The following is a 14,472-nucleotide window of genomic DNA, read 5'->3' as shown; positions in this document are numbered from 1 at the left end:
TCGCGACCGTGGGCTAGCGAGCATCGCTGGAACGCCGCGGCTTGGCGCTCGGGTGCGCCGCCGCGGCGGCGTGGCCCGCCGCTTCGCGCTCGCGCGGGGCATAGATGGAAGGTCCGCGGACGTTCTCGTCGACGGCGATTCCGGCCCGGATCGAAGGGAAGGCCCGCTGCTCGCAGTCGCTGCGCTCGCACAGGCGGCACGTCACGCCGACCTCGATCGCGCCCTCGGGATTCTCCAGCGAGATGCCGTCGGAGTAGACCAGCGCCGGGGCATGCTCCAGCCGACACCCCAGCCCGATCGCGTGCAGGGTCTGCGGCGCGAGGTAGCCACCGCGACCGCGTGGAACCGTGCGGGCCATGCAGAAGAACACCTCGCCGCCCTCCATCACCGACAGCTGCACGCGGATGATGCCCGGCGTCATGAATGCGGAGAACACGTTCCACCGCGGGCACGCCCCCGAGAACCGCGCAAAGCGGATGCCGGAGCCGGAGAAGCGCTTCGAGATGTTGCCCGCCAGATCGACGCGGATCATGTGGAACGGCACGCCCGGCGCCTCGGGTCGCCGCAGCGTCGTCAGGCGATGGCAGACCTGCTCGAAGCTGGCGCCGAAGCGGTGCTGCAGCAGCTCGATGTCGTAGCGCTCGTCGCGGGCGGCGTCGAGGAACGCGCGGTACGGCATCAGCAGCGCCGCCGCGAAGTAGTTCGCGAGCACCAGCCGGCCGAGCGCGCGCGACTGCGGGTCGGGCAGCTCGGTCGCGCTGCCGAGGCGATCGAGCACCTCGCTCTCGCCCATCAATGCGATCTGCACCGCGAGCTGGAACACCCGCGACGACGGCGGCATCAGCTCGGACAGCGACAGTCGCCGCCGCTCGGCATCGAAGCGCCGCAACACGCCCTCGCGGTGGCCCTCGCGACCGACCCGCACGTCGACGCCGAGCCGCTCGGCGAGGTAGCGCACCAGGCCGCGCTGGGGATCGTGCTGATCCAGCCGCGCTGCCGCATGCACCCGCGCGGCCGCCTGCTCGAGCTCCTCGAAGTAGTTCATGCGCCGCTGGATGAAGTCACTGACGTCCTCCGATGCCATGCGTCGCCGCTCGCCGGGCAGCTGCTGATCGTCGTAGATCTGCGACGCCAGCATATCGGCCGAGCCCCGCGCGTCGCGGAAGGCGTGGTACAGCCGCAGCACGCCGCGGGCGAGCGCCGGCGAGTTCACGCACAGCGCGTCGACGTCGGCGCTCGCGACTCCGAGGTGCTCGAACAACGGGTCGCTGAGCGCCTCCACCAGGTCGTCGTGCAGCGCCGCGTCGGCACCGCCGCTGAACTCCTGCAGGTCGACCTCGAGGGTGGTCGCGAGCTTGAGCAGCAGGGGCGCCGTGAGCGAGCGCTGATCGTGCTCGATGAGGTTCATGTACGACGCCGAGATGCCGAGCCGTCGCGAGAGCTCCACCTGCGTCAACCGCTTGCGCTGTCGCAGTGCGCGAACCTTGGCACCCAGTGGTCCGGGTCGGGCCATCTCGACACCCCTCGTCACCCGCGGCGCGGCCCCCGGGCCGTCAGCCCGGCGGCACGAACTCCTCGCACGCGGCCTTGATGTCGGCCACCGCCTCGAGGAAGAACGGCTGGTAGTCGCCGCACACCGGGCCCACGTGGCCGTGGGAGAACATCCATGTGAAGCCGATCAGACGCGGCGCCTGCTCGGCGCCGTCGACCCCGTTGTCGCACTTGTCGAGCGGCGGGCACTGCTCGGGCGCGGCGGTGCCGACCAACGACAGCACCACGACGTTGGTCTCGATGCCACCCTTGGCGGCGACGATGGCGTCGAACCAGTCCTGTGGCTCGCCGGCCGAGCCCATGGACGGCGTGTTGCCACAGGCCTCCTCCATGGTCTCGTGGTCGTCCTCTTCGTCGGTGATGATGACCAGCACCAGCAACGCGTCCTCGCGCAGGAAGCCGTCGTTGCACTCGCCTGCGTCGGTGTTCGGGGGCGTCAGCGCGGCGATGATGGACTGCATCGGCTGTTCGTCACCGTCGCCACCGATGCCGACCCGTGCCGCACAGCTGAACTTGCTGGGCAGGTCGTCGTCCTGCGTCATGTAACGCGCGCCCGAGGCGTAGGGGGTGCACGTGGTGTTGCTCGAGCCGGCGGCGTAGTTGCGCGTGACCAGCACGCCGTAGCGCCCCGGCTCGCACGAGATGTCGTTGCCGTCGGTGCGGATGACGCCGACGTTGTAGCCCTCGGCACCGTCGAGCTCGGTGCGCATGGTGTCGATGAAGGCGGGGAACGCCGTGAGCAGGTTGGCCTGCTCGTCGGCCATGCTGCCGGAGCCGTCGACCACGAACAGCAGGTCGACCTTCTTGCAGCCCAGCGTGGTGTCGCCGCCCTCCATCATGCCGGTGCCACCGCCGACGTCGAGCTTCTCGCCGCCGCTGTCGGCGGCACTGGTCTGGGCCTCGGTCGCCGCTTCGCTGCCGCCCTCCGACGACGGCTCGGAGGTGACCTCGGGGCCCAGCGTCACCGTCAGCGTCGCGCTGCTCGGCTCCTCGCGCTGGTCGGTGGCGCAGGCCACCATCACGCACGCCGCGGCCAGCACCCTGCGCACTCCGGCTTGCCCACGCCACGTCACCTCGAGCAGTGTACGCGAGATCGCCCGCCGTCGGTCGGGCTAGCTCGCGACCGCCGTCGGGACGGTGTTCAGCTCGAGCCAGTAGCGCCCGAGGTCACGCGCGGCCTCGAGGAACTTCTCGAGGTCCGAGGGCTTCACCACGTAGCTGTTGGCGCCGGCGCCGTAGCCCGACAACAGGTCCTCGTGCTGCCGCGACGACGTCAGGATCACCACGGGCACCGGCTTGGTGAGTGGGTCGGCTCGGATCTGCCGCAGCACCTCCATCCCGTCGATCTTCGGCAGCGACAGATCGAGCAGGATGAGCTTCGGGACCTGCGCGGCTTCGCGGTCGCTGAAGCGTCCGAGCGCGAACAGGTAATCGAGTGCCTCCGCGCCGTCGTGGGCCACGACCACGTGATCTGCCGCGCGGAAGCTCGACAACACGCGCCGGACCAGCGCCTCGTCGTCACGATCGTCTTCGACCAACAGAATCGGTTGCGACATCGGTGTGCTGGCAGGGTACTCGGTTCGTCCGTGAATGCGAGGGGTCCGCTCGCGCCTGCCGCGCTCGATGCGTGCGCGATTCGACGGTACGCGGCGTTCGATGACACCTACGCCGGACACTCCGCGCACGCTTGCAGCGCGGTTGCATGCGCGCGGTCGCGACCGACATCACGACGGGCGACGGATCCGCGGAGGTGCCGTCGTCGCGCGGTCGGAGCCGCCGCGATCTTCACAGACTTGACAGCTTCACACGAGATCCGCCGACGGCGTTTTACAGGTTTCAGCGCCATCTGGCGCCACAATTTCGCGGACGGGCGGCCCCATGAAAATGAATTTGCGGCACACTGCCGAGGTTGCCGATGCCGCCTTCGAGCCCCGATGCGCCTGCCCGTCCGCTCGCCGATGCGAGCTCGTACAGCGAAGTACTGAGCCCGGAGGCACTCGCCTTCGTGGGTGCACTCGTACGTCGCTTCCGACCCGCGCTCGAGCGCTTGTTGGCGGCGCGCGCCGATCGGCAGGCCGAGATCGACGCAGGTGCACCGCTGACGTTCCTCGCCGACACCGAGGAGATCCGCCGTAGCGCGTGGTCCGTCGCGACGTGCCCCCCCGACCTCGCCGATCGCCGCGTCGAGATCACCGGTCCGGTCGACGCGAAGATGATCATCAACGCGCTCAACTCGGGCGCCAACGTCTACATGGCGGACTTCGAGGACTCGAGCGCGCCGACGTGGGCGAACATGATGGGCGGCCAGCGCAACCTGCAGCAGGCGGTCGCGCGCACGCTGGCGTGGACGGACGACGAGCGCGGCAAGCAGTACCAGCTGCGCGCCGACGCCGAGCTGGCCACGCTCTTCGTGCGGCCGCGGGGCCTGCACCTGCCCGAGCGCCACCTCGAGGTCGACGGCGCCGCGGCGCCGGGCTCGCTGGTCGACTTCGGGCTGTTCTTCTTCCACAACGCGCGCGCGCTGCTGGGCGCCGGCACCGGCCCCTACTTCTACCTGCCCAAGCTGCAGAGCCACCGTGAGGCCCGCTGGTGGAACGAGGTCTTCACGTGGTCGCAGGCGCAGCTCGGCATCCCGCGCGGCAGCATCCGCGCGACCGTGCTGATCGAGACCCTGCCCGCGGCCTTCGAGATGCACGAGATCCTGTGGGAGCTGCGCGAGCACTCCGCGGGCCTCAACTGCGGCCGCTGGGACTACATCTTCTCGTTCATCAAGACCCTGCGCGCGCGCGCAGGCGCGACCCTGCCCGATCGCAGCCAGATCACGATGACGCAGCCCAACATGGCCGCGTACACCAACCTCGTCATCAAGGTCTGCCACGCGCGAGGCATCCACGCGATGGGCGGCATGGCCGCGCAGATCCCCATCAAGCGCGACGCCGCGGCCAACGACGCCGCGATGGCGAAGGTCGAGCAGGACAAGCGCCGCGAGGTCGAAGCCGGCCACGACGGCACCTGGGTCGCGCACCCCGGCCTCATCGAGCTGGCGCGCCGCTGCTTCGACGCCAGCATGCCGGGGCCCAACCAGATCGGGCGCGGCCGCGACGACGTGCAGCTCGACGCCGCCGCGCTGCTGCAGGTGCCGACCGGCACGCGCAGCGAGGCCGGCCTGCGCCACAACATCCGCGTCGGCGTGCAGTACCTCGAGGCCTGGCTGGGCGGCAACGGCTGCGTGCCGCTCTACGACCTGATGGAGGACGCGGCGACCGCCGAGATCTCGCGCGCGCAGGTGTGGCAGTGGCTGCGCCACGGCGCGACGCTGGACGGTGGCGAGCGCCTCACCGCGACGCGCGTGCGGCAGGTCGTCGACCAGGAAATGGCGACCATCCGCGGCGAGGTCGGCGACGCTCGCTTCGCGTCGGGCCGCTTCGGGCTCGCGCGCGAGCTGTTCGAGACGGTCGCGTGCGACGAGACGCTGGCCGACTTCCTCACGCTTCCCGCCTACGCGCACATCGACTGATCGGCGCGAACCCACCGCGTGCACGAAAGCAAAGAGCCATGTTGACGCCCAAGACCACCTCCGCCCTGACCTTCTCCGACGCCCGCTGGCACGGCATCTCGCGCCCCTACTCCCCCGACGACGTCGCGCGCCTGCGCGGCAGCGTCGTGGTCGAGCACACGCTCGCCCGGCTCGGCGCCGAGCGGCTGTGGGAGCTCATCCACGAGCGTCCGTTCGTCGCCGGTCTCGGCGCGCTCACCGGCAACCAGGCGGTGCAGCAGGTCCGCGCCGGCCTCGACGCGATCTACGTGAGCGGCTGGCAGGTCGCGGCCGACGCCAACCTCGCGGGCAACACCTACCCGGACCAGAGCCTCTACCCCGCCAACTCGGTGCCACAGCTGGTGCGCCGCATCAACGCGGCGCTGCAGCGTGCGGATCAGATCGAGAGCGCCGAGGGCAAGATCGGCCGCAACTGGTTCGCGCCCATCGTCGCCGACGCCGAGGCCGGCTTCGGTGGCCCACTCAACGCCTACGAGCTCATGAAGAGCATGATCGACGCGGGCGCGGCGGCGGTGCACTTCGAGGATCAGCTCTCGAGCGAGAAGAAGTGCGGCCACCTCGGTGGCAAGGTGTTGGTGCCGGGCAGCCAGTTCATCCGCGCGCTGGTGGCCGCGCGCCTGGCCGCCGACGTCGAGGGCGTGCCCACGCTGCTCATCGCCCGCACCGATGCCGACAGCGCGCGGCTGCTGACCGCCGACCTCGACGAGCGCGACAAGCCGTTCATCACCGGCGAGCGCACCCCCGAGGGCTTCCATCAGATCAAGGGCGGCGTCGAGATGGCGATCGCCCGCGCCAAGGCCTACGCACCCTACGCCGATCTGCTGTGGTGCGAGACCTCGACGCCCGACCTGCACGAGGCCAAGCAGTTCGCCGAGGGCGTGCGCGAGGCGTTCCCCGGCAAGATGCTGGCGTACAACTGCTCGCCGTCCTTCAACTGGAAGGCCAAGCTCGACGACGCGACCATCGCCAAGTTCCAGCGGGAGCTGGGCGCGATGGGCTACAAGTTCCAGTTCGTGACGCTGGCCGGGTTCCACAGCCTCAACCACGGCATGTTCGAGCTCGCCCGCGCCTACGCCGAGCGCGGCATGTCGGCGTACAGCGAGCTGCAGCAGGCCGAGTTCGCCGCCGAGGCCGCCGGCTACACGGCCACCCGCCACCAGCGCGAGGTCGGCACCGGCTACTTCGACGAGGTCTCGAAGATCGTCTCCGGTGGTCAGGCCTCGACGCTCGCGATGGACGCCTCGACCGAGGCGGCGCAGTTCAAGCACTGACGCCGCGGCGCGCTCGTCACCCGCCCGAGCGCCCGCAGGCCGCGGCGCCCTCGGGCCTGGATCACCGCCCCCTTGGCCACGGTCGTCCCTTCGATCGGGGCCGCGGGATTGTGCGGGCCCCCGGTTGTGCCGCACACTGTCGCCGGCGGCCACCGGCCGGCGCGGGCCCCTCGCCCACGTCGCATCCGCGGTCCGCCTTGGTCTCGAGGAGGCGTTTCGATGAGGGTGTCACGACGAATCGGCGTGTGTCTGGCGTTTGGGTGGCTCGGCTTCGTGTCCTGCAAGGACAAGCAGGAGGGCGGCGTCGCGATCGAGTACGACGCGGTCGCGGCCGATCTGGCCCAGCTGGTCTGCCAGCCGTACGCGTCGTGCGACTGCGCGACCGGCCTCGCAGAGCCCTCCAAGTGCGAGGCCGCGGTGACCCCCGAGCTCGCCGAGGGCATCGCCGAGGCGCAGCTGCTCGGGCTGCACTACCACGCCGAGTGTCTCGACCGCGCCAACGCGTACATCGACGCGCTGGGCTGCAAGAAGGCCAACGAGGTCGCGGACGATCAGCGCATCACCGATCTCGCGTTCGCAGCGCAGCGCTGCAAGCTCGTCGCCGGCAACGGACAGCTGGGTGAGACCTGCGTGGCGATCGACGGCGGCGGTTTCTCGCAGCTCGGCGACACCTGCGAGCAGGGCCTGACCTGCGCCGACCTGTGCATCCCGATCCCCTCGAAGAAGGGCGACCTCTGCGGTGCCTTCGTCGAGTGCCCGCCGGGGCTGGCGTGCCTCGATCCCGACGCCGACGGCGGCCGCACCTGCGAGCCGGTCGCCGCCAGCGGCAAGAAGTGCAACCCCCACGATGACGGTGGCTGCGACGTCGATCTCACCTGCGATCCCAACAGCCTGAAGTGCGCGAAGCTGCCGGGCGCTGGCCAGCCGTGCCCGACCGGCGTGTGCGACACTTCGAGCATCTGCGACGGCATGAACTGCGTCGCGCTGCCCGGCGACGGGCAGCCGTGCCCCGATGCGGTGTGTGCCGCCGGCCTGTCGTGTGACTTCGACACCGGCGTGTGCGCGGCCCCGCCCGGCAAGGGCGAGATGTGCCCGACGGGCGTGTGCGCGCCGGGGTTCGTCTGCAGCGCGGGTGGTACCTGCGTCGATGCGCCCGCGGTCGCGTGCGACATCCCCGACGCGGTCGGCTTCTGCCTGTACCGCGACGACGGCGTGTGCGACGAGCCCGAAGGCACCGGCTACTGCGAGGAGGGCACCGACCCGTTCGATTGCGGCGGCATCTGTGCGACGCAGTTCGACGGCGTGTGCGACGAGCCGGAGGGCAGCGGCACCTGCGACGAGGGCAGCGATCCGTTCGACTGTGGCAGCGGCGGCGACTCGAGCGGCGGCGACACCGACGCCAGCGCGTCACTCACCGGCGCGAGCGCGTCACTCACCGACGCCAGCGCCACCGTGACCGACAGCGCCGGCTCGTCGAGCGGCGGCGGCGGGCCGTGCCCGTACACCAACGACGGCGAGTGCGACGAGCCCGAGGGCAGCGGCCTGTGCCCCGAGGGCACCGACCCCGCCGACTGCGGCGGCTGAGCCTTCGGTCGGCCCGAAGGCGGGCGCGGCACGACGCGCCCGCCGACCCGCTGCGCCGGACCTCCAGCGTGGTGCTAGCATCGGCGCCGCGTTCTTCGCGGGGGGTTGGTTTCGATGCATCGCAAGACACTGCGTGAGATCCGACGGCACTGGTCGCGTCGCCGCGCGCTGCAGGGACTCGGCGCGCTCGGCCTCGCCGGCACCGCCTGCGGCAGCGACGACGGCAACACCGCGGGTGGCGACGGCACCACCGGCGACGACCCCACCTCCGGCAGCTCCGGCGCCGGCAGCTCGGGCAGCGACGGCTCTGGCGACACGGGCAGCAGCTCGGGCGCCGACAGCTCGACCGGCGACGATGGCCCGCCGATGTCGGACTGCAGCGCGACCACGGACATGTCGCCGCAGGCGCTGCTCGCCGGTGTCGAGCACATCGTGGTCGTGATGATGGAGAACCGCTCGTTCGATCACATGTTCGGCGCGCGGGCCCTGGTCGAGGGCCTCGCCGTCGACGGCCTCGGCGGTGACGAGAGCAACCCCGACGCGATGGGCATGGCCCACGGCGTGTTCCCGCTGACCGACCCGGTGGTGGCCTTCGACCCGCCCCACGGCTGGGACGCCTCGCACGCGCAGTGGAACGGCGGTGCCAACGATGGCTTCGTCACCGAGTACGCCGACGACGGCGCGCCCGACCCCGGGGAGATCATGGGCTATCACGTGCGCGAGACCCTGCCGGTCTCGTACACGCTGGCCGACAACTACATGCTGTGCGAGCGATGGTTCGCGTCGGTGATGGGGCCGACCTGGCCCAACCGCTTCCACCTGCACCTGGGCACCTCGGGCGGCATGAAGACCAACGATCCGGTGTCGGAGATCCCGAGCATCTTCGACCGCCTCGACGACGCCGGCATCAGCAACCTCTACTACAGCTCGAATCTGCCGTTCGTGCTGACCTACGGCAAGACCGAGGGCATCGCACAGATCTCGCAGTTCTTCGACGACGTCGCCGGCGGCACGCTGCCGGAGTTCTGCATCGTCGATCCGATCCTCACCGCCAACGGCACCATCGGCAACGACGACCATCCGCCCGCCGACGTCACCATGGGCCAGGCATTCCTCGCGACCATCTACCAGGCGCTCGCGGCCAGCCCGCTGTGGGACCGCACGCTCTTGGTCATCACCTACGACGAGCACGGCGGCTTCTACGACCACGTGCCGCCACCGACGACCTCCGACCCCGACCCGGAGTTCCAGCAGCTGGGCTTCCGCGTGCCGGCGCTGGTGGTCGGCGGGATGGTCAAGCGCGGCTGCGTCAACTCGATCCAATACGATCATGTGTCGGTGGCCGCGACTGCGACGGTGCGTTGGGGGCTCGAGCCGCTCAACGCTCGGGTCACCGCGACCAACGACCTCTCGGGCTGCATCGATCCCGCGTTCATCGACGCGCCGCAGCCCCCGATCGCGCTGCCGATGACAGTCGTGCGGCGTCCGGTCGTGCAGCACGACGTGGCCGACCTGCCGGGCCAGATCGAGCTCGCCGAGCTCGCCGCCCGCAAGGGCCACGGCCCCACCCGCACGCGCGCGGCGGCCGACGACGCACTCGCGGCGGTTCTGCGCTGGGGTCAACGACTCGGCGTCGTCACGATCGCCGACGAGTGAGCGCGCCCGGACGGGCTTCAGGGCTTGATGACGTACGCCGTCGGCGTGCGCGCGTGGGCCCACGTCCGCAGGCGCACGCCGGTGCCGGCGAAGAAGCGATCGACACCATCGCTCTCGCTCCACCGCGGCGCGGCGTACTCGTCGAACACGACCACCCCGCCCGGGACCACCCGCGGCCACAGGGCCGAGAGCGCCGCGAACGTCGGCTCGCCGAGATCGAGATCCATGTGCAGCAGCGAGATCCGCAGGCCGGGATTCGTACGCGCGTAGTCGGACGCGGTGGTGCGGATGTCGCCCGCGACCAGCTCGCAACGCTCGGCGGCAATGCCCGCGGCCGCAATCGCGGCGCGCAGCGACGCGGGTGACGTGCCCTGGTGGCCGGTCTCGCGCACGAACGCCGCGACGACCGCGGCGTCGTGGCCGTTGGCGGCGGCGTCACCGGCCGGCGGAGCCGCGAACGCGTCGAAGGTGTCGAAGCCGATCACGCGACGCGCCGAGCCGGGCGCGTGCACGTGCAGGAACTTGAGCCACGTCAGCAGGCCCGCGCCCTTGAAGACGCCGCACTCGACGATGTCACCCGGCAGCTCGAGCGCGAGCCGGAACGCGTCGTAGCGCACCAACAACTTGCGCAGGCGCTCGCTGTCGGGGCCCATCAACAACAGGTGGTATGCGTCCCACAGCGCCTGCTCGGCGCTCGGGGTCGCGGGCTCGTGCGAGGCGGAGCTGGCGGGCGTAGCGGTCATTCGAGAGCCGGTCGTGCTGCACGTGGCGCCACGGTGTGCCGACCGCCACGGCGGTGGCCCATCTTGGGTGCGCTATCGTGGGGTCGATGCCGCGCCCGCTGTCACCGCCGTGGATCGTCGCCTGCACCGCCCTACTCGCGGCGGCGCTGTGGTTCGACGCGGGCACCGACGACTTCGTCGGTCTCGCGGCGGCGGTGTTGCTGTGCCAGCTCGCGGTGTGGGCCGGCATCCGTGGCGATCCGAACCGCCCGGCGAGCACCGGTGGGCGCATCGCGGTCGCGGTCGGTTGCGGCATCCCCTGCACCACCGTCGTGCTCACGGCGCTGCCGCACCTGGGCAACACCGGCGAAGGCATGCTGGGGCTCGCCCGCGTGGTCGGTGGGCTGATCCTCGGCGTGCCGATCGCCGCCGCGGGGTTCGCCGGCGTGTGCTTCGCCCGCACCGCAGTGCCGCGGGGGCGTGTGCTCGAGCGGATGCTGCCGATCGCGACCCCTGCAATCGTGGTCGCGTGGGGGCTGGTGCTCGCGTGGTGGTGGCCCACGCGCAACGGTGGTCTGGTCCGCGACGTCCGACCGCTGCTGGCGTTCGCGGGTGCAGCGACCGCGTGGCTGCTGCTGCCCGTGCTCGACCTCGCTGCCGCCGGCCGACGTCGTCGCGACACCGTGCCCGAGCGTGCACGCCCCCCGGTTTGACGCCTCGCGCGGCACCGTGCTGAACTAGGACGCCCCTTGTCCCCCGCGTTCCGCTGCTCGCTCGACCCTGCTCGACGCCTGGCGCTGCCGGCGTTGCTGCTGGCGGCGTGCTTCAGCGAGCAGTTCCGCGGTGACGATGGCGTCGCGACCGGCGGTGTCGACAGCGGAACGACCTCCGGCGCGTGCACACCGGGCGCCGAGACCTGCCCGTGTCTCGACGGCGGCGTCTGTGACGCGGGCCTCATCTGCGCATCGCAGCTGTGTGTCGATCTCGGCGGCACCAGCCGCCCGATGGCCGGCACCGACGACGGCGCCGAGGGAGGTGGCACCGCGAAGACCACCGGCGACACCGGACTCGACACCAGCGCCGGTGAAGTCGGCAGCGACACCGGCACCATCGACACGCCGGGCTCGTGCGTCGGCCAGTGCGGCAACCCGGTGCCCGATCCCGCGGGCATGTGCTACTGCGATCCGATCTGCGCCAACATGGGCGATTGCTGCGGCGACTACATGCTCGCGTGCCCGGGTGTCTGCAGCTCCAACGACGACTGCGCCGACGGCGAGGTCTGCAGCGCCTCCACGCACGAATGCCTTGCCATCGGCGAGGCCACCTACGATCTGGTCGTGGACCAGTGGGTCGATCACACGCCGATCTGCTGGGACGGCGCGATCAATTGCTACGCGGATCCGTACTACCAGGTGCTCTACGGCGGTGACATCGTGTTCACCTCCGAGACCGTCGCCAACACCACCAACGCGAGCTGGACGGTGCCGTGGTCCTCGAAGATCTCGGACGCCACGGTGCTGACCCTGGCGTTCTGGGACGAGGACAGCCTCGGCGACGAGGCCATCGTCACCGAGTGCTTCCTCGACGAGGGCGAAATCTGCGGCCCCGTGCCCGCGGCGGTGCTCCGCGACGGCGGCTTCCTGTGGGACCCGGGCGACAGCACGTACACGGTCAGCGTCCGCATCACCGCGCAGTGATCACGGGCGCGCCGGCGACCGCCTCGAGCAGCGCGCCGGTGACGGGATTGGCGGCCCACAAGCGCCCGTCCTGCACCGCCATCGGGACGTGTAAGAGCGGCGTCGGCGGTACGTCGAGCGCGAGGTCGCGGGCGGCCAGCTCACGGTACTCGACGCCATCGCCGGTGGCGAACAGCGCTCCTTCACAGAGCACCAGCAGCGCGTCCTTCGTCGCGAGCACGCCATGGGGTACCGCGGGGGTCACCAGCGGCTCGAAGCGCCGACCGCCATCGTGCGAGATCGCGAGCCCCTCGAGGCCGAGATGCACGATGCGATCGCCCCATCGCTCCCATCGCACGGTCTCGCCCGCGACCCCCGACGCCACGTGCATCCGCGGTGCGTCCGGCAGGCCGTCGATGCGCACGACCTCCGCGGCGTCCCAGTGGGAGAGCCCCGCGAGCAACACCCCGCGGTCGAGCGACAGCAGGTACGTGAAGCGCGTGACCGGCGTGTCGGTGCCCGCCGGGACCTGCGGTGTCTCGAGCACACGCGTCCACGGCCGCCCCTTGTCCCCCCGCACGAACAACGCCGCAGGTGCGCGCGACGATCGATACGGCAGATCGCCGGGCACGTAGGCGCCGGTCGACGCGACCATGCGCCCGTCGACCACCGCCACGTCGAACACGTGATAGACGGCGGGCAAGATCTCGCGCTGCGCCGCCGCGGGATCATCGGCGGCATCGAGGATGAAGACGTAGCCATCGAGGTCCAGCTGCACGATCGCGCCGAGCCCGAACGGCGCGTCGGCATCGGGCACGACGATCCGGTCGTCGATCCAGTGCGCTCGCAGGAAGCCCTGCCCTTGCCACTCGAACAACCGCCGCGCAGCCCCGTGCTCGACGCGGAACACCGCGGCTCCATCGACGCCGAGCGCATCGATCGACGCGGTGACGACCAGCCCGGACGGCGTCGGCAACAGATAGCTCGGCTGCCGATGCGGCGCGGGCAGCACGAGCCTCGTGGTCCAACGCAGCGGCCCGGTCGGCGTGGCCGGCAGCTCGGCCGCGGCCGCACGCACGAGCGCGGGGCCTTCGGGTGACGAGGCGCTGGGCGGCGGCGAGGTGGGCGGCGGCGGGGCGGCGCCGCCATGCGACGTGCCGGGCTCGCTCTGGCAGCCGAGGCCGACGAGGCCGCACAGCAGCGCGGCGGCCATCGACGGGCGCATCGAGGCACCATGGTCGTGCACGCCCACCGGCGTCTCAAGCTAGCGCGCCGACCAGATCGGCGTCCAGCCGTTCCACACCACGACGTTGCCAGCGTCCTCGACCCGCATCATCGCACCCGGGTGTCCGTGGGTGCTGGTGTGCCAGACCGCGGCGCCGTTGCCGTCGTACAGCACGAAGTTGCCGTCCTCCTGCATCACGAGCGCAGGCTGCTTCGTGCCGACGGTCTGCGTGTTCCACAGCGCCTTGCCGGTGGCCTCCTCGTACAACACGACGTTGCCGTCGCTCTGCATCCATAGCGTGAAGCGACCGTTGCACGAGCTCACCCACTCGTCGGCGAAGAGCACTTCGCCGGGGGCGAGCACGGCGTCGCAGGCGGGTGCGGGTGGCTCGGGTGGGGTCGGCTGCGGCTCGGGGGCTGGGCCCACGCACTCGCCCTGCGCGTGCAGGATCTCGATGTCGGCGCCGTAGTAGGTCCGCAGGATGTCCTCGGCACGGTAGCCGAAGTTGTTCTCGAGGCAGCGCGCGCCCCACTGCGACATGCAGCCGCGGTTGGTACCGTAGCCACCTTCGCCGGGTTGATAGACCCAGCCGAGCTCGGTCTGCTCGACGTCGTCCCCCACGGCGCCCTCGTTGTACGTCACCAGCGACTCGGTCTTCGCGCCGGGCTTGCCGACGCAGTCCGGCGGCGCGGTGTTGGGATCACCCGCGACGAAGAATCCGTAGGTGATCTGCCCGTTGTACGTGAGGATCTGTCCGGCGGTCTCGGCCACCGCGCGACGTTGTTCCTCGGTCGGCTCCGAGCCGCACGAGTAGACCTGGCAGCCCTGGCCATCGCAGATGTTGCCGTGGGTCGCCATCGACTGGTAGACCACCGAGCGCGCGGCGATCGCCTGGGCCTTGAGCGCCTCGAAGTTGGCGCCCCCGTTCTCGCAGTGCACCACGTGGGGCAGGTAGTCGTTCTCCAGATCGATCTCGCCGATGCCGATCACGTTGGCGACGCACTGCGCCTGTGGCGTGGCCTTGACCGCCGTCACCGGCGGGAGCCCTGGGCGGTCATCCCCGTCGTCGCCACTACACGCACTGCAGGCCAGCGCGGCGACGAACAGGCAAAACGGCGGCTGCGATCGAAGTGCGTGGTGGTGGCCCATCGCAGGTGCCAGTGCCACCGCCGCGAGCTTCGGTTTAACCCTCGGGTTCGATTGCGCCGCGCCGGCCCGGGGTCCCCGCCAC

12 protein-coding genes are annotated in these 14,472 nt (G+C 71.0%); 6 read left to right on the top strand and 6 right to left on the bottom strand.

The window, feature by feature from the left end; translation table 11 throughout:
* Positions 1–13 precede the first annotated feature (13 nt).
* Genes IPH07_00350 through IPH07_00340 form a run of 3 tightly spaced genes read right to left on the bottom strand, consistent with a single transcriptional unit; the run spans position 14 to position 3,107 of the window.
* Positions 14–1,513 carry a DUF2083 domain-containing protein gene (locus tag IPH07_00350; GenBank protein ID MBK6915825.1) on the bottom strand — a complete coding sequence of 500 codons (1,500 nt, stop codon included), beginning with the start codon at positions 1,511–1,513 and terminating at the stop codon, positions 14–16.
* Between the two features lie 40 nt (positions 1,514–1,553).
* Positions 1,554–2,624: a hypothetical protein gene (locus IPH07_00345; protein MBK6915824.1), complete on the bottom strand. Its 1,071-nt coding sequence runs from the start codon at positions 2,622–2,624 to the stop codon at positions 1,554–1,556.
* A gap of 39 nt (positions 2,625–2,663) precedes the next feature.
* Entirely contained in the window at positions 2,664–3,107 is a 444-nt protein-coding gene (locus IPH07_00340; GenBank protein ID MBK6915823.1) for a response regulator, read from the bottom strand.
* Between the two features lie 359 nt (positions 3,108–3,466).
* Between IPH07_00340 and aceB the strand changes: the two genes are divergently transcribed.
* The 4 genes from aceB (at position 3,467) to IPH07_00320 (ending at position 9,618) form a co-directional block, all read left to right on the top strand.
* A complete protein-coding gene (gene aceB, locus IPH07_00335; protein MBK6915822.1) occupies positions 3,467–5,068 on the top strand; it encodes a malate synthase A in 1,602 nt (533 codons plus the stop codon).
* A 38-nt stretch (positions 5,069–5,106) separates the two neighbouring features.
* Positions 5,107–6,378 (top strand): isocitrate lyase, encoded by a 1,272-nt coding sequence (gene aceA, locus IPH07_00330; protein ID MBK6915821.1) that lies wholly within the window; start codon positions 5,107–5,109, stop codon positions 6,376–6,378.
* 219 nt (positions 6,379–6,597) lie between these two features.
* The gene (locus tag IPH07_00325; protein MBK6915820.1) at positions 6,598–7,962 is read left to right on the top strand and encodes a hypothetical protein; all 1,365 of its coding nucleotides are present in this window, start codon (positions 6,598–6,600) and stop codon (positions 7,960–7,962) included.
* 114 nt (positions 7,963–8,076) lie between these two features.
* The gene (locus IPH07_00320) at positions 8,077–9,618 is read left to right on the top strand and encodes an alkaline phosphatase family protein (protein ID MBK6915819.1); all 1,542 of its coding nucleotides are present in this window, start codon (positions 8,077–8,079) and stop codon (positions 9,616–9,618) included.
* Between the two features lie 17 nt (positions 9,619–9,635).
* On the opposite strand, the gene IPH07_00315 is transcribed toward IPH07_00320, so the two are convergent.
* Positions 9,636–10,361, bottom strand: coding sequence for a class I SAM-dependent methyltransferase (locus tag IPH07_00315; protein ID MBK6915818.1), 726 nt, complete (start codon positions 10,359–10,361; stop codon positions 9,636–9,638).
* A gap of 86 nt (positions 10,362–10,447) precedes the next feature.
* Here IPH07_00315 and IPH07_00310 point away from each other — a divergent pair, with 86 nt between their 5' ends.
* Both IPH07_00310 and IPH07_00305 read left to right on the top strand, forming a co-directional pair.
* The gene (locus IPH07_00310; protein MBK6915817.1) at positions 10,448–11,053 is read left to right on the top strand and encodes a hypothetical protein; all 606 of its coding nucleotides are present in this window, start codon (positions 10,448–10,450) and stop codon (positions 11,051–11,053) included.
* A 36-nt stretch (positions 11,054–11,089) separates the two neighbouring features.
* The gene (locus tag IPH07_00305) at positions 11,090–12,037 is read left to right on the top strand and encodes a hypothetical protein (protein ID MBK6915816.1); all 948 of its coding nucleotides are present in this window, start codon (positions 11,090–11,092) and stop codon (positions 12,035–12,037) included.
* Here the strand turns inward: IPH07_00305 and IPH07_00300 are convergent.
* Entirely contained in the window at positions 12,024–13,268 is a 1,245-nt protein-coding gene (locus IPH07_00300) for a hypothetical protein (protein MBK6915815.1), read from the bottom strand. The genes IPH07_00305 and IPH07_00300 overlap by 14 nt on opposite strands.
* A 12-nt stretch (positions 13,269–13,280) precedes the next feature.
* Entirely contained in the window at positions 13,281–14,276 is a 996-nt protein-coding gene (locus IPH07_00295) for a hypothetical protein (GenBank protein MBK6915814.1), read from the bottom strand.
* Positions 14,277–14,472 lie beyond the last annotated feature (196 nt).

The sequence above is a fragment of the Deltaproteobacteria bacterium genome, from assembly GCA_016709225.1.
Taxonomy (GTDB): Bacteria; Myxococcota_A; Polyangia; order Nannocystales; family Nannocystaceae; genus Xiheibacterium; species Xiheibacterium phototrophicum.
This window is presented reverse-complemented; position numbering and strand designations above follow the sequence as displayed.